Origin of the sequence: Shinella fusca (assembly GCF_014203155.1) — a bacterium.
In the GTDB taxonomy this organism is placed as follows: Bacteria; Pseudomonadota; Alphaproteobacteria; order Rhizobiales; family Rhizobiaceae; genus Shinella; species Shinella fusca.
Window position 1 is genome coordinate 304,023 of record NZ_JACHIK010000004.1, and the last position, 19,346, is coordinate 323,368.

The window sequence follows — 19,346 nt, forward strand, 5'->3', positions numbered from 1 at the left end:
GCCTCACCTCGCAAGATAGAAGACGGGATAGAGGAAGATCCAGATCACGTCGACGAGGTGCCAGTAGAGCCCGGCATTCACCATCACGATGCTGCGCTCCGGCAGGGGCAGCGTGCCGCGCAGCAGCCGCACCGCCAGCGTCGCCAGGAGGCCGAGGCCGATGGAAAGGTGCACGGCATGCAGCGCCGTCGCGATCAGGTAGAGGTTCATGAAGGCGTGCCGGGCCGGCGACGAAAATTCCGTCACGGCGCCCGGCAGCGGCAGGATGCCTTCCGCATACTCCATCCGGTATTCCACCGCCTTCAGGGCGAGGAAGCCGAGGCCGAGCAGGATGGCCGTGGCCAGCACCGCCGGGCGGGCGCGGCCCTCGCGCGCCGCCTCCACCGCCAGCGCGACCAGCAGGCTCGATGTCAGGAGCAGCGCCGTGTTCGCCGCGCCGATGAAATAATGCATCTGCCGCGAGGCGGCGACGACTTCCGGCGCATGTTCCAGCCGTAGATGGAGCGCGACGAGGAAGAGGCCGGAAAACAGCATCGTCTCGCTGGCGAGGAAGATGTACATGCCCATCATCGCCGCCTCGCGCTGCTGGCCGGGCGCGGCATAGGGCTCGCGGACGCGGTCAGCCATCCTCGTCTCCCTCCATCTCGACATGGTAGTCGTAGGGCGGGCCGTCGACGACCGGCACGGCGTCGAAATTGTGCTTGGGCGGCGGCGAGCGGGTCTGCCATTCGAGGCCCGTCACGCCCCAGGGATTGTCGCCGGCCGGCGGGCCGTAGCGCAGGGCGTAGAAGAGATAGGCGAAGGGCATGAGATAGGCGAGGCCGAGAATGCCCGCGCCCGCCGAGGACAGGACATGCAGCACCTGGAATTCCGGCGGATAGACGTGGTAGCGGCGCGGCATGCCGAGATAGCCGAGCAGGAACTGCGGGAAGAAGGTGAGGTTGAAGCCGAGGAAGATGAGGAGTGCCGACAGCCGCCCCCAGACCAGCGAATAGCGGCGGCCGAACATCTTCGGCCACCAGAAATGCAGCGCCCCGAAGAAGGCGGAAACGGCGCCGCCCACCATGATGTAGTGGAAATGCGCCACCACGAAATAGGTATCGTGCACATGCACGTCGACCGCCAGCATGGCGAGGATGAGGCCGGTGAGCCCGCCGACCACGAAGAGGCCGATGAAGGCCATGGCGAAGAGGAAGGGCGGGTCGAGCGAGATGTGGCCCTTATAGAGCGTCGCCGTCCAGTTGTAGACCTTGACGCCCGAGGGAATGGCGACGGCGATGCTGAGGAAGGAGAAGACGGCGCTCGCATACATCGACTGGCCGGAGACGAACATGTGGTGCCCCCAGACGAAAAAGCCGAGGACGGCAATCGCCATGGAGGAGCCGGCGACGAAGGCATAGCCGAAGATCGGCTTGCGGGCGGCGGCCGCCACCAGCTCGCTCACCACGCCGAGCGCCGGCAGCACCATGATGTAGACGGCCGGATGGCTGTAGAACCAGAAGAGGTGCTGGTAGAGCAGCGGATCGCCGCCGACCGCGGGATCGAAGACGCCGAGGCCGAACAGCCGTTCGGCGGCGATCAGCGCCAGCGTGATCGACAGCACGGGCGTCGCCAGCACGAGGATCAGCGACGTGGCGTAGATCGACCAGACGAAGAGCGGCAGCCGGCCCCAGGTCATGCCGGGGCAGCGCAGCTTGTGCACCGTGACGATGAAGTTCAGCCCCGTCAGGATCGAGGAGAAGCCGGCGACGAAGACGGCGGTCGCCGCGAGCACCACCTGGCCGTGGGCGAACATCGAGGAGAGCGGCGTGTAGAAGGTCCAGCCGGTATCGACGCCGCCGAGGATCAGCACCGCCAGGGTTAAGAGCCCGGCCAGCATGAAGATGTACCAGCTGAGGAGATTGAGCCGCGGAAAGGCGAGGTCGCGGGCGCCGATCATCAGCGGCAGGAGGAAGTTGCCGAAGGTGTTGGGGATCGACGGGATCAGGAAGAACCAGACCATGATCACGCCATGCAGCGTGAAGGCGCGGTTGTAGCCCTCGTTGCTGAGGAGGTCGCCCGCCGGGGTCAGGAGATCGAGGCGCACCAGCGCCGCCGCCGCCCCGCCGACGAAAAAGAAGAAGGTGATCGAGATCAGGTAGAGGATGGCGATGCGCTTGTGATCGGTGGTCAGGAGCCAGGATTTCAGCGTATGGCCGGCGCGCAGGTAGCTGACGCGCTCCGCCGGGGTTTCCGACAGGCCGGTATCGGCGAGGTTTTCCCGGTCTGGCCGTTCCTGCAGGGTCATTGCCGCTCCTTTCCGCCCTTCAGCGACTGGATATAGGCCACGAGCTTCAGCACCTCCTCCTCGTCGAGGACGTTGGCGAAGGTCGGCATGATCGGCGGATAGCCGGCCGCGATCTGCGCTTGCGGCAGGAGGATGCTGTCGCGCAGGTATTGCGCATCGGCGATCACCGTCCCGCCGCTTTCCAGCGGCACGGGGCGCATGTAGAGGCCGGCAAGATCCGGCGCGTGCACCGTGGATGCCGGGTCGTGGCAGCCGCTGCAGCCGCGCTGGCGGAAGAGCACGGCGCCCTCGGCGGCGAGCGTCCGGTCGGTGCCCGTCTCCTCCAGCCAGCGGGCATAGTCGGCCGGTTCCATGACGACGACGCTGCCCCCCATCACCGAATGGTCCGCGCCGCAGAATTCCGCGCAGGCGAGGCGGTAGGTGCCCGGCGTATCCGCCGTGAACCACATCGACGTATAGCGCCCCGGCACGACGTCCTGCTTCAGCCGCAGCGCCGGCACGAAGAGGCTGTGCACCACGTCCTGCGAGGCCATGACGAGGCGCACGGGCTCGCCGGCCGGCACATGCAGTTCGTTGATCTCGCCCTGCCCTTCGGGGTGCCTGAACTTCCACATCCATTGCTTTGCGATGACGTCGATCTCCAGCGCTTCGGCCGGCGGATGGTAGAGCCCGGCGAAGAGATGGGTCGACCAGATATAAAAGCCGATCAGCAGCAGGAAGGGGACCAGCGTCCAGGAGACCTCCAGCCAGACGTTGCGGTCCGGCGCATGCCGGCGGTTCGCCGGCTTGCCGCGGCGATACTTCGTGGCAAAGACGACGATGAGGATGAAGACGGGCGCCGAGAGCGCGACGATCAGCACCGTGAAGGCGCCGATCAGCAGATCGACCTCGCGGCTGTAGGCGGAGGCCGCGCCGGGCCAGAGCGCGATGAAATCGCTCATGCCCCCTCCTTCCGCGCCTTGCAGCGCTCCCGCCGGAAAGCGGCCGCCAGCGCCAGCCCGCCGGCCCCGACCGTCACGCCGCCGGCGAGCCGCAGCGCCGTCCAGACCAGCGGCGAATAGCGGCCTGTCTCTGGATCGTAGTGGTAGCACAGGAGCAGCAGTTTTTCGGCAAGGCCGCCGATGGCGCCTTCGCCGGCTTCCGTCAGGGCCAGTTGCACATCGTCCGGCGCGGGGGCGAGGCCATAGAGCCAGCAGCTCAGCCGCCCGTCCGGCGTCAGCACGGCGACGGCGGCGACATGGGCGTACTGGCCGATCCCGTCATCCCATTGGTAGCGGTAGCCGAGCGCATCGGTGACCGCCCGGATATCCGCCCTGCTGCCGGTCAGGGCATGAACGCCGCTTTCGAGGAGCGCCGGAAAGCGCAGGCGCAACTCCCGCAGGGATGCGGCAGCGGCGTCCGGGCCTTCTTCAGGGTCGATGCCGAAGGCGACGAGGGTAAAATCCTGCCCCGGCCGGTATTTCTGGGCGGAGATCGCTTGCATCAGGCCCGAAAGGGTGACGCCGCAAATATTGGGGCAGCGGTGCAGCACGGGGGCGAGCACGATCGGCTTGCCGTTGGCAAGGGCGCGCAGGCTCGTCCGCGTGCCATCGGCCTGCGTGAAAGGAAGATCGAGCGGCACGGCAGCGGCGGGTTTCTCATCGATGCCGGCCGCCTGGAACGGGTCGAAGGCATGGGCGGCACCGCCGATGGCGAGAAACGCGATGATGAGGAGGAGGCGGATCATGGCCCGCCCTCCTTCGGCTTGTCGGCGGTCTCGTCCGGCCAGCCGCGTTCGGCAAGAAGATCCATCGCCCTTTCGATCGGGATATGGACGCGGCCGGCGGAGGCGTCGGTCCAGCCGTAGCCGGCGAGCCGCGCGGCCGCCTTCTCCTGCAGGCGCCGGCGCTCCCCGGCGGGATCGACCTGCAGGCGGATGCCTTCCCTGACCTCGCCGCGGCCCCTGGAAGGCGCCGGCTGGAAGGCATGGACGATCCAGCCGACGAAGGCGAAGGAGACGATCAGCCCCGCCGTCACGGCCGCGCCGAAGAGCAGGATCCGGCCGGCGCCGACATCACGCTTCTCGAAAGCGGGTTGGGATCGTTCGGTCATCGCATCCCTCCCCTGATCAGGCCGAGGAGTGACAGGGCGAAGGCGGCGAACGCGATGCCGCCGCCTTCCGGCAGCGAAGGCAGGACCAGCCAGAGATATTCGAGCGCGTTCGCCAGGAGGCTCGCCGCCGCGATGAGGCGCAGGAGGCCGATATCCCCACGCACGGGCGGAAAGAGCAGCGCAAGGAGCGCGACAAGACGAAGCCCGGTGAAGACCTCTGCCGCTACCGCCCAGGGCCCGGCGCCGCGGGCCAGATACCATTGCGCCAGCTTGGGCAGGTTGTCCGACCAGACGATGAAATATTGCATGAAGGCGAAATAGGGCCAGAGCAGTTGCACCGAGAGGAACAGCGCACCCAGCAGGCGGACGTTCTCCGCCGGCGGATCGGGCTCGGTTACCAGCACGATGAAGCTGAAGGCGGTGAGGACCTGAAGCGCCAGAACGTAGAGCCCGAAGCCCGAGGAATGGAAATCCGTGTCGAGCGACATCAGCCAGTCGACGGCAAGCACGCCGTCGAGAAGCACGAAGGCGACCAAGGCGATCACCGCAGCGCCCTTGCTCGCGGTTCTGAGCGCAAGGCCGAGCACGATAAAAAGCGCAAGGACGGCAACGCCGCGCAGGCCGAAGAACAGCGGCGTCAGGTAGACCGCCTTGAACCCGTCCAGATCGTTCGCCCCGGCCCAGGGATAGAGCCACGCCGCTCCGGCAAGGATCGGCAGCGCCGCCGGCAGCGCGAACGGAAGCAAGGACAGTCCGCTCTCCGCCTCTCGGCCCATCGCCGTGCGCCATTTTCCCGGCACGAGCCGCATGACCGCGACGAAGAGGAAGCAGCCGAACGGCACGCCGATTGCCAGACAAAGCGCCGCCAGCCATCCGGCAAGCGCCGCCCGCAGGTCCGCAAGCCCGAGCAGCAGCGCCGCGGCCAGGGCCACGGTCGCCGACATCGGGCGGGGAAAAGCGAGCCCGGCCCTCATGATCCCGCCTTTCCGAGCTTGCGGCGCTCGTCCTTGGAGAGCTCCGAGGCTGCCGCGTCCTGGCTGAGTTGCAGGGCGCGGATATAGGCGGCGATGGCCCAGCGGTCGGCCGGGGAAACGCGGTTCGCATAGGAATACATGACGCCGTGGCCATGGGTGATGACATCGACGAAATGGCGCGACGGCGCGGTGCGCAGCCGGGCGATATGAAAACTCGGCGGCTGCGGAAAGCCCCGTGCCGGCACCGTGCCTTCGCCGAAACCGGCGGCATCGTGACAGGGCGTGCAATAGATGCCGTAGCGCTCGCGGCCGCGCACCAGCAGGGCCGCGGTCAGCGGCGGCCGCTCTGCCAGCGCGCGCTGCTGCTCCGCCGCATCGCGCGCCACCGTGCCCTCGGGCGGCGCCTGCAGCGCCTTGCCGTCGGCGAAGAGCTTGCTCTCCTCGTAGGAATCGTAGCGCGGCTGGTGGCGCATGTCGTCGCAACCGGCGAGAAGGAGAGCGATCAGCGGCAGGAGCAGCCTCATTCCGGCTCCTCCGTCGATTGGATCGCCTCGACGCGGAGCGGCTCCAGCGATTGGAGGAAGGCGGCCGTTTCCGCGATTTCGAAACGGGGATCGTTGCAGAAGATGGCGAGGAAGAAGCGGTCGGCGCTCGCGCGGTGGAAATCCGTGACCCCGAAGACCGGATGGTGCAGGCGCGGCAGGTGGTTCAGCACCAGCATGCCGGCAATCGCGAAGCCGACCGCGAACAGCACCATCAGCTCGAAGGTGATCAGCATGAAGGGCTGCCAGGCAAAGAGCGGCCGCCCGCCGATGGCGATCGGATAGGCGTCGTTCGTGTAGAGCTGCAACCCGTAGCCTGCCGCCGCGCCCAGCACGCCGCCGGTGAGGCAGAGCCAGGGTACGACGTTCCCGGTCATTCCGAGCGCTTGCCGCATCTCCTCGAGCGGATAGGGCGAATAGGCATCGAGCGAGCGGTAGCCGGCCTCGCGGCTCCGGCGGACCGCATCGACCAGTTGCTCCGGCGCGCGGAATTCCGCCATCAGCCCGAAGGGTTCCTTGTCGGCGGAGGGCTCACGCATGGCGGAGATCCCCCGTTTCGCGCAGCGCTTCCTTCACCTCGAAGGCCGAGATCACCGGCAGGAAGCGGACGAAGAGCAGGAAGGGCGCAAGGAAGACGCCGATCATGCCGGCAAACAGCAGCCATTCCCACAAGCTCGCGTGGTACTCGCCCCAGGAGGAAACGAGATAGTCCCGGTAGAGCGCCGTCATCAGCAGCATGTAGCGCTCGTACCACATGCCGACGACGACGGAGGTGGCGATGAGGAAGAGCACGGCCGGCCTTGCACGGATGCCGCGGAACCACAGCAGTTGCAGCGGCACGAAATTGAAGATCACCGCGCCCCAGTAGCTATAGGCGTAAAGGCCGGTGAAACGGTCGTGCAGCGTGGCGAGGTCCTGCTTTTCCCCGCCGTAGAGCGCGTCGAACACCTCGTAGACGTAGCCGTAGGCCGTCATCAGGCCGGTGGCCAGCAGGAAGCGGGCGAGCAGGTCGAGATGCCGTTCGGTGACGATATCCCGGAGCGACAGCGCATGGCGCAGCGTTACCGCGATCATCAGCACGACGGCAAAGCCGGAAAAGGCGGCGCCCATGACGAAATAGGCCGGGAAGACCGTGGAGGTCCAGCCGGGAATGGGCCCGGCGGCAAAGAGCAGCGAGATTTCCGAATGCACCGAGACGACGAGCGGCACGGCGATCGCCGCCGTCAGCCGATAGGCCTGCTGCCAGCGCGCCCAATGCCGGCCCGAGCCGCGCCAGCCGAGCGCCGCAAGCCCGTAGAGGACCTGGGCGCGGCGGGTCTTCGCCCGGTCACGCACGGAAGCGAGATCGGGCACGATGCCGATATACCAGAAGAGCAGCGACACGGTGAGATAGGTCAGCACCGCGAAGAAATCCCAGCTCAGGGGGCTCTTGAACTGCGGATAGAGCGTCATCGTGTTGGGATAGGGCGCCATCCAGTAGAACAGCCAGGGACGCCCGAGATGCAGGATCGGATAGAGCCCGGCGCAGACGACGGCAAACAGCGTCATCGCCTCGGCGAAGCGGTTGAGGGAATTGCGCCAATGGGCATTGGTGATCAGGAGCAGCGCGGAGATCAGCGTTCCGGCATGGCCGATGCCGAGGAACCAGACATAGTGAGAGATCGCCAGTCCCCAATTGACCGGAATATTGTTGCCCCACATGCCGACGCCGTTGAGGAAGAGCGCGCCGGCCGCGACGAAGAAACAGCCGAGCAGGAGCAGGGACAGGCCGAAGAGCAGCCACCAGTTGCGCATATGCGGATGGTGAAGCGGGATGCGCGTGATCTCGGCGGTGATGCGGGTATCGGAGGCGGTCTCGCTCATCCCTTCTCCTCCGCAGGATCGGATATCCGCGCCAGGTAGGTGGTGCGCGGCCGGGTGTTCGCCTCGGCAAGCAGGGTGTAGTTGCGCGGATCGGCCTTGCCTTTCGAGACGGCGGAGGCGTTGTCGGCGATATTGCCGAACACGATCGCCTTCGTCGGGCAGGCCTGCTGGCAGGCGGTGACCACCTCGCCCTCGCGGATATCGCGGCCTTCCCTGTCGGCCGCGATGCGCGCGCCGGCGATGCGCTGGACGCAGTAGGTGCACTTCTCCATCACGCCGCGGCTGCGCACCGTCACATCGGGATTGCGCATGGCCCGGACGGTCTCCGGATCGTTGCCGGTGAAATCGAACCAGTTGAATCGCCGCACCTTGTAGGGACAGTAGGACGAGCAGGTGCGGGTGCCGATGCAGCGGTTATAAATCTGCAGATTGAGCCCGTCGGCGCTGTGGACGGCGGCATTGACCGGGCAGCCCATCTCGCAGGGCGCATCCTCGCAATGCATGCAGGGCACCGGCTGGAAATGGTGTTTCGGGTCGGCGACATCGCCTTCGTGGTAGTGATCGATGCGCAGCCAGTGCATCTCGCGCCCCTCGGCGACGAGGTCCTTGCCGACGACGGGAATGTTGTTTTCCGCCTGGCAGGCGGTCACGCAGGCATTGCAGCCGATGCAGAGGTCGAGGTCGATCACCATGCCCCAGGACGGATCCTGCACCGGCGCCTTGGGATAGAAGGACGCGTTCTCCTCCGCCTGCTTCCCGTCAGGCACGGCGCCGCCGGGCAGGACCGTGCGGACGAAATCGAAGCCGTCCATCGCCTGATGCGGCTGCGTCGTCGCAATCGCCTCGCGCCGGCCCGCCGGCTCCAGCCGCACGCCGCCGCGCTGCCAGCGATTGGCGCCCTGCTGCAGGGCATAGGCATCGTGGCCGAGGCCTTCGGCCAACCCGCCTTCATGCCGCCGGCCATAGCCGAGCGTCACGGAAACGACCCCGTCGTGCTGGCCGGGCGTGACCCGGACCGGGCCGGCGACCGAGGCGCTTCCCACGGAAACGGTGACGACATCGCCGGTCTCAAGTCCGCGTTCCAGCGCCAGTCCCGGCCCGATGCCGATGACATTGCCCCAGGTGACCTTGCTCAGCGGGCGCGGCGTTTCCTGCGCCCAGGCATTGTCGGAAAGGGAGCCGTCCCACACGCCGGCATCGGGGCGGATCACCAGCGTAAGGCCTTCGGCCGCAGTTTCCGGCGCGATGGCCGGCGCAGCCCCGGCCGGGGTCGGCAAGACGGCGGGCGGCACCGTATCCACCACCCGGCCCTCCAGCAGGGCTTGCTGCCAGCGGGCGGAAAAATCCGCGCCCCAGCGCTCCCGCCAGGTCTCCTCGACCAGGGTGCGGTCCGAGACGTTCCGCCCCATCAGCCCGGCCAGCAGGACCGGGGCGGTCCGCACGTCGTAAAACGGCCGCACCAGCGGCTGGAGGATAGAGGCGCTCCCGTCGACGGCGCGGGCATCGCCCCAGCTTTCGAGATCGTGCTGCAGGGGCAGGTGCCATTGGCACAGCGCCGCCGTTTCATCCCGGTGGGTGCCTGCATGGACGGTCGTCGCGACCGCCTTCAGGCGCCGGGCAAGATCGAGGTCGCCCGGCGCGGCATAGACGGGATTGGCGCCGACGATCATCAGCGTCGAGACCGCGCCGGCATCGATATCCCGCGCCAGCACCGAAAGGCTCTCCTCGCCATCCGGCGGCGCGGCAAGCACCGGCGCGGAAAACCGCATCGTCTCGCCGAAGCTGCCGAGATGGTGGTTCATCCGCATGGCAAGCGCCTGCCAGTCGGCCGGCAGGCAGTCGCCGGCGATCACGAGGCCGCGCGGGCCTGCGGCCTTCAAGGCCTTTACGGCATCGGAAAGCCAATCGCTCTGCGTGCGGGAGAGGCCGGCGACCGGCACCGTCCCGCTTTCCAGTCCCTCCGCCAGCGCCGTCAGCAGACGGCTGATCCGCCCGGGGCTTGCCACCAGCCGCCGGTCGGCCGCAACGCCGGTCGCCGACGGCACCGGCTCGGCCGCCAGAAGCCCTTACCTGCCTGCCGCCTGCGCCGCGCTTCGGCGAATTTCCGCGCATTCGGCGTCTGCCGCGGCCCCGGCCCCAGGAAATCGCCGTCGAAGCTCACCACGACCTCCGCCGCGTCGAAGGCCGGCTGGCGATCGAGGACGCGGCCGAAAAGCTGCCGCGAGGCGCGGCGCCATTCCGCCGGTCCCGCCGGGTCGCTCACATGCCAGCGCGCCTGCGGCCAGCGCCGCATCATCGCGGCGATCTGCGCCAGCATGGTCGGCGACGAGAGAGGCCCCGTCAGAAGGCGCAGGCCCCTGCCCTTTTCCTGATCGAGCCGGACGGCAAGGTCGTCGGCGAACCGCTCGAACAGGCTCCAGGCGACGGGCCGCCCTTCCCGGCGGGGCGCCTGCGAGCGGGCGGGATCGTAGAGGCCGAGCAAGGCGGCCTGGGTAAAGGCATCCGTCGCGCCGCCGCAGACCGGGTGATCGGGATTGCCTTCCAGCTTGATCGGCCGGCCGGAGACGGTCTTGCCGAGAACCGGCTGGGCATAGCCCTCGAAGAGGGCCGCCGTCGCATACCAGCGAACCGCGCCGTCCGCAAAGCCCTCCGGCTCGCGCACATAGGGCAGCGCCTTTTCATCCGCCTGCGCGCCGCAGCCGGAAAGCCCGGCCAGCGCCAGGCTCGCGGCCATGGCCTTGAGCAAGGTCCTCCGATCGACACCCTCCGGGCGGCCCGCCGCCGCTCTTTCCCACCTTTCGCGTTGCCGATCCGCTGTCATGACATCACCTGTGACAGATATTGCATTGGGTGAGCTTGGCCGGCTCGATCCCGTAGACCTTGGTCATCAACTCACCGTAGACGGCATGGATGCCGGGCTCTTCGTCCCAATTGCTCCAGTCCATGCGGGTGATTTCGGCGGGCGGGCGCAGATGCGGGGCGGGATTGCGATGGCAATCGAGGCACCATTGCATCTGGAAGGGCTGCGCCCGGCTCATCAGCGGCATGCGGTCGACCCGGCCGTGGCAGGTGACGCAGGGCACGCCCCGGGAAAGATGGATCGAATGGTCGAAATAGACATAGTCCGGCAGGCGCGCCACGCGCTGCCATTCGAGCGGCTTGCCTGAAGCAAGGCTCGCCCGCACCGGCGCCAGCATCGGCGCACCGGTCCAGACCTGCGAATGACAGGTCATGCAGGTGAAGGTCGAGGGCAGGCCGGCATGGGCGCCGGTTTCGGCCGCCGCGTGGCAGTAGCGGCAATCGATGCCGAGTTCGCCCACATGATGCTGGTGGCTGAACGGCACCGGCTGGTGCTCGACCCAGCCGACGAGCGTGGCATAGCTCGAATCCGCGTAACCGCCGAGAACGACTAGCGCCATCACAAGGGCCACCACCCCGAGCAATGCCGCCGCCCGCAGCCGGGTGTCCGCCGATGCTGTGAAGATCTGCGCCACGCTCTCCCCTCCAATGCACGCAACGATCGGCAGCGGCTTTGGTTCCACGCCTCGATGGCCACGGGCGGCGGGAACATCGACCCGGCAGGAAAGTTTGGTCGTAGATCCAGCATCTTTCCGGCGAGGAGGCATCATGACCCGGCAATCGATCGCGGGCGGGCGGGCCCGGCCCTGGTGGACCATCGTGACCGGGGTTGCCGCCGGCCTTCTCGGGCTCGGGCTTCTCGGCCTCGGCGCATGGCTGCTTCTTCTCGGCGGAAGCCCCTATTATGCGGCCGCCGGCCTGTTGCTGCTTGCTGCCGGCATCCTCATCGTCCTCGGCCGGCCCGCCGGCATCTGGCTCTATGCGGCCCTGCTCGTCGGCACGGTCCTGTGGTCGCTCTACGAGGTGGGCCTCGACGGGTGGGCGTTGATCCCGCGGCTCGTCGCGCCGGCCGTCCTCGGCATCTGGCTGTTCTCGCCGCTGGTGGCGGGCCGGCTACAGGTTTTCCGGCAAAGCACCGTCTGGCCCTGTTATGCGGCAATGGCCGCGTGCGCGATCCTGATCGGACTGGTCTTCCTCGCCGGCTACCGCATCACCGAGCGGCGCACGATCGAGGCCGCCGCGGCGCCGGCAAACACCGTGGCTGGAATCGCGGCCGGGGATGACGACGGCGTCGCTCCGGAAAACTGGAATTTCTACGGCCGCACCCCGGCCGGCGACCGCTATTCGCCGCTCGACCGCATCACGCCGGAAAACGTCTCGCATCTCACGCAGGCCTGGTCCTTCTCGACCGGCGACCTGCCGAAGGAGGGCGAGAACGGCAACGGCCGCGAATTCAGCTTCGAGGCGACGCCGATCAAGGTCGGCGACAGCCTTTATTTCTGCACGCCGCACCGGGACGTCGTGGCGCTCGATGCGACGACCGGCCAGCAGAAATGGCGCTACAGCCCCGGCGGCGACATGTCGAAGAACGTCTATCAGGCCTGCCGCGGCGTTTCCTATTTCGAGGCGCCGCAGACGTCCTGCCCGCACCGGATCATCTCCACCGCATCGGACCTGCCGCGGCTTTTCGCGCTCGATGCGGAGACGGGCAAGCCCTGCGAAACCTTCGGAAGCAATGGCCAGGTCGACCTGCGCGAGCATATGGGCCCGGTTCCGCCGGGCTTTCACTTCATCTCCTCGCCGCCGATGATCGTCAACGGCAAGATCATCCTCGGCGGCTGGGTCTACGACAACCAGACGGTGGGCGAGCCGTCCGGCGTCGTGCGCGCCTTCGACGCGGTCTCCGGCGCGCCCGCCTGGTCCTGGGATATCGGCAAGACGCCCGCCAACAGGAAGCCCGCGCCCGATGAGACCTATACGCGCGGCACGCCGAACGGCTGGGGCGTCTATACGGCCGATCCCGGGCTGAACCTCGTCTATGTCCCGCTCGGCTCGCCGACGCCGGATTATTTCGGCGGCAAGCGCCGGCCGTTCGACGATGCCTATTCCAGTTCGCTCGTCGCCCTCGATATCGCGACCGGCGCGGAGCGCTGGCATTTCCAGACCGTTCATCACGATCTGTGGGATTTCGACCTGCCGGCCGGCCCGGCGCTCGTCGACCTGCCGGACCGGAACGGCAGCGTCGTTCCCGCCCTGATCCAGACGACGAAACAGGGCGAGATCTTCGTCCTCGACCGCCGCAGCGGCCAGCCGGTCTTCCCGGTCGAGGAAAAGCCGGTCCCAAGCGGCGACATCCCCGGCGAGCGCTATTCGCCGACCCAGCCCTTCTCGACCGGCATGCCCTCCCTACGGGCACCGAAGCTCACGGAAAAGGACATGTGGGGCGCAACCCCGGTCGACCAGTTGCTCTGCCGTATTGAATTCCGCCGGATGCATGACGAAGGCCTGTTCACGCCGCCGGGCCTCAGGCCCACCATCGGCTGGCCGGCCTTCGACGGCACGTCCGACTGGTATGGCGCGACCGTCGACCCGGCCCGACGCACGATGTATATCAACACCACCTTCATGCCCTTCAAGCTGCGCATGCTTCCCTATGGAAAGGCCCTCGAAAAGGGCCTGTTCCAGGCGTGGTCGGGCTGGAACGAGCCCTATCCGCAGCCGCCTTTCAAGAACAATCCGCAGCACGGGACGCCGTTTTCGATCGTCGTCGAACCCTGGCTCAGCCCTCTGGAAATCCCTTGCGTCCAGCCGCCATGGGGCCAGATGCAGGCAATCGACCTTGCGAGCCGCAAGGTCCTCTGGCAGCGCCCGTTCGGCACGACCCGCGACATGGGGCCGTTCGGCCTGCGCCTGCCCGTCGGCCTGCCGACCGGCGTGTTCAGCATGGGCGGCAGCATCGCGACGAAAAGCGGCCTCCTGTTCATCGGCGCGACGACGGACCAATATATCCGCGCCCTCGATGCGAAGAGCGGCAAGACCCTCTGGAGCGACCATCTTCCCGCCGGCGGCAACGCCACGCCCCTGACCTATCTCGGCCGCGACGGCCGTCAATACGTCGTCATCGCGGCCGGGGGACACGGGGGCCTGAGGTCGAGGAACGGCGACCGGATCGTGGCCTACGCCCTGCCGGGGCCGTAGCGCGCCTCTCCCCGTGGAAACGGGCAGCCTTGCCCCGGAACAAAAATATGATAGTTCTAGTCATCTTACGGCCCTGCCAGACTTGGGGCCGTTCAGCCAGGCCCCATCCAACGAGGAGCGTCCCGGGCGGTGAGCTATCTGCACTCGATGACCTGCTATACCGAAGGCATCAAGGTCCTTGCGCCGGTGAAATGGCGCAGCCTCGACGGCCTCGTCGGCGTCTTCTGGGATGCGGAGGGCCAGCCGGGCGCGAAGGGCTACTATCTTTCGCCCGATCCCCGCATCGTGATCTTCTTCAACGACGTGTCGCCCTTCATCCGGATGACCAACCGCGAAGGCGGGATGGGAGACCATGCGCGCCCCATGACGCGGGCGATCTACGTGCCGGCCGGCGTGCCGCTGTGGACGGGCTTTACCGCCGCGCACCGCTTTTCCCATCTCGACCTGCACATGCACAAGGACCGGCTCTCGCGGTTCCTCACCCCCTCGGTCGGCGCATCGGCCGCGCTGGCCGCACAGCGCCGGCCGGTCGAGCTGCAGGATGCCGGGGCGATCGAGACTTTGGCCGGCCTGCTGGTCGACGAGGTCGCGACGCCGACGCGGCACGCGGTCTATGCGGAAAGCCTCGTCGCGGGCATCGTCACGGGCCTGCTCGATATTCCCGAGCAGGGCAGCGAACAGTCCAACGGCCGGCTCACCCAGGCGCAGATGAACAGGCTGACCGCCCGCATCAGGGCCTGCGGCGGCCGGCCCCTCAGCGTCGCCGACATGGCCGAGACCGTCGGCCTTTCCGAAAGCTGGTTCGCCAACGTCTTCAAGCAGACCACCGGCAAGACGCCGCTGCAATGGCAGCTCGGCAAGCGCATCGACCTCGCGCAGGCGCTGCTCGTGGAAAACGAACTGACCATCGCCGACATCGCCGCCCAGCTCGGCTTTTCCGACCAGGCGCACCTCACCAAGGCCTTCCGCCAGGTCGTGGGCGGAACACCCGCCGCCTGGCGGCGGATGCAGCAGGCGCGCTGAAGGCCGGAGCCCCACCCGGAGAAAAAACCCGGGCGGGACGCATGCTCACCAGGTCTGGCGCAGGGTCGCGTAGATCGCGCGGCCCGGATTGTAGTAGTAGGCGCCGCCGTCGTCGTTGGCGATGTGCTTCTCGTCGAACAGGTTGCTGACGTTGAGCTGGAGCGTCGTGTTCTCCTGGATCTTGTAGGTGAAGGCCGCATCGAAGACGATCGCCGGGTCCGACTTGCGGGTGTTGGCGTTATCGAAATAGTACGACCCCGTATAGCGCGCGCCCAGCCCGAAGGTCATGTCGCCGCGGCGCCCGTCACCCTCCAGCGTATAGGTGCCCCAGATCGAGGCCAGATGCTCGGGGACCTGCGCGAAGCTGTTGCCGTCCAGCTTGCCGCCTTCCTCGACGATCCGGGAATCGACGTAGGAATAGGCGGCGATCAGGTTGATATTGTTCGGCATCTCGACCTTGGCTTCGAGATCGAGACCGCGATGGCGGATCTTGTCCACCGTGGCAGGCAGGTATATGGGCGCGTCGCGGGTCGTGATGTTCTCCAGCGTCAGATCGTAGATGGAGGCGCTGAGCAAGGCCGGGAATGCGTCCGGGCGATATTTGACCCCGACTTCATACTGCTTGCCGGTGGTGGGCTCGATTCCCACGCTCGGCGGCGCAACGGATTCGGCGTAGCTGACATAGGCGGCGACTTCGTCCGTGATCTTGTAGTTCAGGCCAAGCCGCTTGGTGAACTCGCTGTAGTCGTCCCTCGTCGTGGCACCGCTCGCCAGATCCGTTTCGCTGAGATCGAGCCAGTCGTTGCGCAGACCGATGCTCGCGGTCAGCCTGTCGAAGAAGGTCAGATCCTGCTGGAAGTAGATGGCCTTGGTCTTCTGGTCGTTCTCCTGCCATGCGCGGTTTGCAAACGAACCGGATGGGCCGGAAAAGACCGGGTTCTGCCAGTTGATGCCCGCCGCCGAACCGCCCCAGACCGGGGGATATTCATAGCGCGTGTCGCCTTCCGATTCGAATTTGCTGTATTCGACGCCGGCAAGCGTGCGGCTGTCCACCTGGTCCAGGCTCGCCTCGTAGAGCATATGCGCATCGAGGACGAACTGCTGGTTGGACCCTTCGCTCTTGAAGAAAATACGATCCGCCTCGGTGTCCGCCGGATCGAACGCGCCCTTTTCATCGAAGATGTAAGCATAGCCGAAGCCGGTGTTCGCCTTGCTGTAGCGGGCGCTGGAATTGAAGGTCAGGCCGTTGCCGAAATCGTGGTCGAGCATGACGCTGTAGGTGTTCCGGTTCGTCGTGTCGTAGTTGAAGTCCGGTTCGCCGAAGAAGCGGTCCCTGTCGAAATCCGTGCCGCGCGGGTGGCCGCCGCCGCTCGGCGTGCCGTCCCTGTCCAGATGGTCGAAGGTGAAGGTCAGGCTGGTCGTATCGGTCGGGCGCCAGGTCAGGCCGCCCAGGATGAAGTTCTCATCGTCCTGGGAATAATCGTATTCGGCGTCGGAGCGCTGGAACTTGCCGGTCAGGCGGTAGGAAAGCGTATCGTCCTCGGTGATGTTGTCGCCGAAGTCGAAGCCCGTCTCCTTGTGCGCGAACGAGCCGCCCGTGCCGTAGACCTCGCCGAAGCGCTCGCTCTTCGGGGTCTTGGTGACGTAGTTCACCGAACCGCCCGGGTCGGATACGCCGAAGCCGGTGGAATTGGCGCCCTTCAGGATTTCGATGCGCTCGAAGGCATAAGGTTCCTCGAGAATGCCGCTCCAGGTCCGGCCGACGACCAGCCCGTCGCGGTAGGTGAAGGGCGTGAAGCCGCGGATCTTGAAGTAGTCGTAGCGGTCGTCCGAACCGTAATAGTCCGTGACGACGCCCGCGGTATATTGCACGACCTGCTCGACGCTGCTCGCGGCGCGCTCCTGAATTTCCCTGGAGGTGATGACGGAGACCGTGGCAGGCGTTTCCAGGATATCCGACGGCATCTTGCCGACAGCGGTGGTCTTCCTGGCGACGATCGTCTTGGAATCGTTGTCGGCACCCGTACCCTCGCCGTCGACGGTGATCGTCTCCAGAACCGTGGCGGAAGCCCCGTTCGCCTCCTGCGCGCGCAGCGAAGCCGGCGCGAAGGCAACAAGCGCCGTGCATCCCAGAAGAAGCGCATTCCTGTAGCGGATGAAGGATTGCCTGCCGGCGCTGCCTGTCTTTTCGATGTGCATTGGTTCCGTTCCGAAAGCCGGTGTTTCCATTGCCGTCCCGGCAGGCAAAGCCCCCATGCCGAAGTCCAGCCCGGACACACGACCCCTTCCGGACCGGATCCTTTCGGCCCGGTCGTCGGCAGCGATACGCGATGTCCCCTGAGACGCCAATAACTTGAGACATTTACTCCGGTATTGTAGAATCCTGCGGTTTTGTAGAAACCCGCGGAAACTTCGCAGCTACCGCAAGGAGGGGCCGGCATCCGCCTTGACGGCGCCGGCTGAACCTGAAACGGAAACTCCACTTTAAACAGCCTGGAAGGTTTCGCCAATGCCGCGGCTTTTCCGCTTTCCCCTGGCCCTTTTCGCCGCCTGCCTCTGGATCGCGGCGGGCGCCCTTGCCGCCGATGGCACCGCCTATCCCATCGTCATCGAGCATGCCTTCGGCACGACGGTCATCCCGAAAAAGCCCGTGCGCGTGGCGACCGTCGCCTGGGCGAACCACGAGGTTCCGCTGGCGCTCGGCATCGTTCCGGTCGGCTTTGCCGCCGCCAATTTCGGCGACGACGACGGCGACGGGCTGCTGCCGTGGGTCGCCGAGAAGCTGAAGGAGCTGGGCGGGGAAAAGCCGGTCCTCTTCGACGAGGGCGACGGCATCGATTTCGAGGCGGTCGCCGCCACGAAGCCGGACGTCATCCTCGCCGCCTATTCCGGCCTCAGCCGGTCGGACTACGAGACGCTGAGCCAGATCGCCCCCGTCGTCGCCTATCCGCAATCGCCCTGGTCGACCGACTGGCGCGAGACGATCCGCCTCGACAGCGCAGGGCTCGGCATGGCCGCCGAGGGCGAAGCGCTGATTTCCCGCATCGAGAAGGAGATCGCCGATACGGTCGCGGGCTATCCGATCCTCAAGGGCAAGTCGGCAATCTTCGTCACCCATCTCGACGTGACGAACCTCAGCACCGTCAACTTCTACACGGCCAACGATACCCGCGTGAAGTTCTTCGCCGACCTTGGCCTCACCTCGCCGAAAAGCGTGCTGGAGGCGACGAAGCCGGGCCAGTTCGCCGCCAGCGTCAGCGCCGAGAAGGTCGATGCCTTCGACGACGTCGACATCGTCGTCGCCTATGGCGGCACGCCGCTGCTCGATGCGGTGAAGGCCGACCTCCTTCTCTCGCGCATGCCCGCCGTCGGCAAGGATGCCCTCGTCATGCTGGGCCGCGGCCCGACAGGCACCGCCGCCAATCCAACGCCGCTCTCCATCTCTTGGGTGCTGAAGGACTATGTCGCGCTGCTTGCCGAAGCCGCCGGGAAGGCGAAATGACGGCCACCGCCACGGCATCGAACCTGCGCGGCCTCTGGCTCTTGCTGGCGGCGGCCGCGCTCGTCGTGGTGGCCGCGCTGTCGGTGGCCATAGGCACGCGGGATGTCGGCCTCAACGATATCGTTTCAGCCCTTTCCGGCCGGGTCGGGACGATCGGCGAGGCCGCCGTCGCCATGCGCATCCCGCGCACCCTCCTGGCGCTGCTGGCCGGCGCCGCCCTCGGCCTTTCCGGGGCGATCATGCAGGGTGTGACGCGCAACCCGCTCGCCGATCCCGGCATTCTCGGCGTCAACATGGGCGCCTCGCTCGCCGTCGTGGTCGGCATCGCCTGGTTCGACATGGCCTCGGCCTATGCCTATATCTTCACCGCCATCCTCGGCGCCGGAGCGGCGGCGGTCTTCGTCTATGCCATCGGCTCGATGGGACGCGGCGGGGCGACGCCGCTGAAGCTCGCCCTTGCGGGAGCGGCCACCTCCATCGCCTTCTCCTCGCTGGTCATTGCCGTCGTGCTGCCGCGCGCCGACATTGCCGGCGGCATCCGCGCCTGGCAGATCGGCGGCGTCGGCGGGGCGACCTTCGAGCGTATCGGCCCGGTGCTGCCGTTCCTCGCCGCCGGCTTCGTCCTCGCGCTTTTCTCCGCCCGCAGGCTGAACGCGCTGGCGCTCGGCGACGAGCTTGCCGCCGGCCTCGGCGAGAACGTCGCCGTTGCCCGGGCGCTCGCCGCCTTCGCCGCAATCCTTCTATGCGGCGCGACGACGGCGGTGTGCGGGCCCATCGGCTTCCTCGGCCTCGTCGTGCCGCATCTTTGCCGGCTGCTCACCGGCAGCGATCACCGCTGGCTGCTGCCCTTTTCCGCCCTCGGCGGGGCCGGCCTGCTGGTCGTCGCCGATATCGCCGGGCGCATCCTCGCAAGGCCCGCCGAGCTCGACGTCGGCATCGTGACGGCGCTCGTCGGCGCGCCGGTCTTCATCTGGATCGTCCGGCGCCAGCGGGTGCGGGACCTGTGA

At 67.1% G+C, this 19,346-nt stretch carries 17 protein-coding genes; 4 read left to right on the forward strand and 13 right to left on the reverse strand.

What is annotated here, in order from left to right:
- Nucleotides 1-3: 3 nt before the first annotated feature.
- From HNQ66_RS08505 to HNQ66_RS08560, 12 genes are all read right to left on the reverse strand, one after another.
- On the reverse strand, nt 4-627 hold the full coding sequence (locus tag HNQ66_RS08505; protein ID WP_184143028.1) for a cytochrome c oxidase subunit 3: 624 nt from the start codon (nt 625-627) through the stop codon (nt 4-6).
- Complete coding sequence (locus tag HNQ66_RS08510) at nt 620-2,287, reverse strand: cytochrome c oxidase subunit I (RefSeq protein WP_184143030.1); 1,668 nt, start codon at nt 2,285-2,287, stop codon at nt 620-622. The genes HNQ66_RS08505 and HNQ66_RS08510 overlap by 8 nt, the downstream gene beginning before the upstream one ends.
- On the reverse strand, nt 2,284-3,228 hold the full coding sequence (gene coxB, locus HNQ66_RS08515) for a cytochrome c oxidase subunit II (RefSeq protein ID WP_184143033.1): 945 nt from the start codon (nt 3,226-3,228) through the stop codon (nt 2,284-2,286). The genes HNQ66_RS08510 and coxB overlap by 4 nt, the downstream gene beginning before the upstream one ends.
- On the reverse strand, nt 3,225-4,013 hold the full coding sequence (locus HNQ66_RS08520) for an SCO family protein (RefSeq protein ID WP_184143035.1): 789 nt from the start codon (nt 4,011-4,013) through the stop codon (nt 3,225-3,227). The genes coxB and HNQ66_RS08520 overlap by 4 nt, the downstream gene beginning before the upstream one ends.
- On the reverse strand, nt 4,010-4,378 hold the full coding sequence (locus tag HNQ66_RS08525; RefSeq protein WP_184143038.1) for a hypothetical protein: 369 nt from the start codon (nt 4,376-4,378) through the stop codon (nt 4,010-4,012). The genes HNQ66_RS08520 and HNQ66_RS08525 overlap by 4 nt, the downstream gene beginning before the upstream one ends.
- Nucleotides 4,375-5,352 carry a hypothetical protein gene (locus HNQ66_RS08530; protein ID WP_184143040.1) on the reverse strand — a complete coding sequence of 326 codons (978 nt, stop codon included), beginning with the start codon at nt 5,350-5,352 and terminating at the stop codon, nt 4,375-4,377. Before HNQ66_RS08530 ends, HNQ66_RS08525 begins: the two co-directional genes overlap by 4 nt.
- Nucleotides 5,349-5,876, reverse strand: a complete 528-nt coding sequence (locus HNQ66_RS08535) for a c-type cytochrome (RefSeq protein ID WP_184143044.1) — start codon at nt 5,874-5,876, stop codon at nt 5,349-5,351. The genes HNQ66_RS08530 and HNQ66_RS08535 overlap by 4 nt, the downstream gene beginning before the upstream one ends.
- A complete protein-coding gene (locus tag HNQ66_RS08540; protein WP_184143047.1) occupies nt 5,873-6,433 on the reverse strand; it encodes a DUF3341 domain-containing protein in 561 nt (186 codons plus the stop codon). The genes HNQ66_RS08535 and HNQ66_RS08540 overlap by 4 nt, the downstream gene beginning before the upstream one ends.
- Nucleotides 6,426-7,757: an NrfD/PsrC family molybdoenzyme membrane anchor subunit gene (nrfD, locus tag HNQ66_RS08545; RefSeq protein ID WP_184143050.1), complete on the reverse strand. Its 1,332-nt coding sequence runs from the start codon at nt 7,755-7,757 to the stop codon at nt 6,426-6,428. Before nrfD ends, HNQ66_RS08540 begins: the two co-directional genes overlap by 8 nt.
- A complete protein-coding gene (locus tag HNQ66_RS23765) occupies nt 7,754-9,802 on the reverse strand; it encodes a 4Fe-4S dicluster domain-containing protein (protein ID WP_184143052.1) in 2,049 nt (682 codons plus the stop codon). Before HNQ66_RS23765 ends, nrfD begins: the two co-directional genes overlap by 4 nt.
- Nucleotides 9,730-10,491: a molybdopterin-binding domain-containing protein gene (locus HNQ66_RS08555; RefSeq protein ID WP_184143055.1), complete on the reverse strand. Its 762-nt coding sequence runs from the start codon at nt 10,489-10,491 to the stop codon at nt 9,730-9,732. Before HNQ66_RS08555 ends, HNQ66_RS23765 begins: the two co-directional genes overlap by 73 nt.
- Before the next feature lie 91 nt (nt 10,492-10,582).
- Nucleotides 10,583-11,251, reverse strand: a complete 669-nt coding sequence (locus HNQ66_RS08560) for a cytochrome c3 family protein (protein WP_184143058.1) — start codon at nt 11,249-11,251, stop codon at nt 10,583-10,585.
- 133 nt (nt 11,252-11,384) lie between these two features.
- Here HNQ66_RS08560 and HNQ66_RS08565 point away from each other — a divergent pair, with 133 nt between their 5' ends.
- Nucleotides 11,385-13,814, forward strand: coding sequence for a membrane-bound PQQ-dependent dehydrogenase, glucose/quinate/shikimate family (locus tag HNQ66_RS08565; RefSeq protein WP_184143061.1), 2,430 nt, complete (start codon nt 11,385-11,387; stop codon nt 13,812-13,814).
- Nucleotides 13,815-13,943: 129 nt separating this feature from the next.
- Nucleotides 13,944-14,837 carry a helix-turn-helix domain-containing protein gene (locus HNQ66_RS08570; protein WP_343059459.1) on the forward strand — a complete coding sequence of 298 codons (894 nt, stop codon included), beginning with the start codon at nt 13,944-13,946 and terminating at the stop codon, nt 14,835-14,837.
- Between the two features lie 45 nt (nt 14,838-14,882).
- On the opposite strand, the gene HNQ66_RS08575 is transcribed toward HNQ66_RS08570, so the two are convergent.
- Nucleotides 14,883-17,036 carry a TonB-dependent siderophore receptor gene (locus tag HNQ66_RS08575; protein WP_184143064.1) on the reverse strand — a complete coding sequence of 718 codons (2,154 nt, stop codon included), beginning with the start codon at nt 17,034-17,036 and terminating at the stop codon, nt 14,883-14,885.
- Nucleotides 17,037-17,346: 310 nt separating this feature from the next.
- Here HNQ66_RS08575 and HNQ66_RS08580 point away from each other — a divergent pair, with 310 nt between their 5' ends.
- Together HNQ66_RS08580 and HNQ66_RS08585 are read left to right on the forward strand one after the other, a co-directional pair.
- Nucleotides 17,347-18,339 carry an iron-siderophore ABC transporter substrate-binding protein gene (locus HNQ66_RS08580; protein ID WP_184143067.1) on the forward strand — a complete coding sequence of 331 codons (993 nt, stop codon included), beginning with the start codon at nt 17,347-17,349 and terminating at the stop codon, nt 18,337-18,339.
- Nucleotides 18,336-19,346, forward strand: coding sequence for a FecCD family ABC transporter permease (locus HNQ66_RS08585; RefSeq protein WP_184143069.1), 1,011 nt, complete (start codon nt 18,336-18,338; stop codon nt 19,344-19,346). Before HNQ66_RS08580 ends, HNQ66_RS08585 begins: the two co-directional genes overlap by 4 nt.

What these genes read in the sequence shown, in the direction of transcription:
- HNQ66_RS08505 (WP_184143028.1), bottom strand. Translation starts at nt 627, where the DNA reads ATGGCTGACCGCGTCCGCGAGCCCTATGCCGCGCCCGGCCAGCAGCGC.
- HNQ66_RS08510 (WP_184143030.1), bottom strand. Translation starts at nt 2,287, where the DNA reads ATGACCCTGCAGGAACGGCCAGACCGGGAAAACCTCGCCGATACCGGC.
- coxB (WP_184143033.1), bottom strand. Translation starts at nt 3,228, where the DNA reads ATGAGCGATTTCATCGCGCTCTGGCCCGGCGCGGCCTCCGCCTACAGC.
- HNQ66_RS08520 (WP_184143035.1), bottom strand. Translation starts at nt 4,013, where the DNA reads ATGATCCGCCTCCTCCTCATCATCGCGTTTCTCGCCATCGGCGGTGCC.
- HNQ66_RS08525 (WP_184143038.1), bottom strand. Translation starts at nt 4,378, where the DNA reads ATGACCGAACGATCCCAACCCGCTTTCGAGAAGCGTGATGTCGGCGCC.
- HNQ66_RS08530 (WP_184143040.1), bottom strand. Translation starts at nt 5,352, where the DNA reads ATGAGGGCCGGGCTCGCTTTTCCCCGCCCGATGTCGGCGACCGTGGCC.
- HNQ66_RS08535 (WP_184143044.1), bottom strand. Translation starts at nt 5,876, where the DNA reads ATGAGGCTGCTCCTGCCGCTGATCGCTCTCCTTCTCGCCGGTTGCGAC.
- HNQ66_RS08540 (WP_184143047.1), bottom strand. Translation starts at nt 6,433, where the DNA reads ATGCGTGAGCCCTCCGCCGACAAGGAACCCTTCGGGCTGATGGCGGAA.
- nrfD (WP_184143050.1), bottom strand. Translation starts at nt 7,757, where the DNA reads ATGAGCGAGACCGCCTCCGATACCCGCATCACCGCCGAGATCACGCGC.
- HNQ66_RS08555 (WP_184143055.1), bottom strand. Translation starts at nt 10,491, where the DNA reads ATGGCCGCGAGCCTGGCGCTGGCCGGGCTTTCCGGCTGCGGCGCGCAG.
- HNQ66_RS08565 (WP_184143061.1), top strand. Translation starts at nt 11,385, where the DNA reads ATGACCCGGCAATCGATCGCGGGCGGGCGGGCCCGGCCCTGGTGGACC.
- HNQ66_RS08575 (WP_184143064.1), bottom strand. Translation starts at nt 17,036, where the DNA reads ATGCACATCGAAAAGACAGGCAGCGCCGGCAGGCAATCCTTCATCCGC.
- HNQ66_RS08580 (WP_184143067.1), top strand. Translation starts at nt 17,347, where the DNA reads ATGCCGCGGCTTTTCCGCTTTCCCCTGGCCCTTTTCGCCGCCTGCCTC.
- HNQ66_RS08585 (WP_184143069.1), top strand. Translation starts at nt 18,336, where the DNA reads ATGACGGCCACCGCCACGGCATCGAACCTGCGCGGCCTCTGGCTCTTG.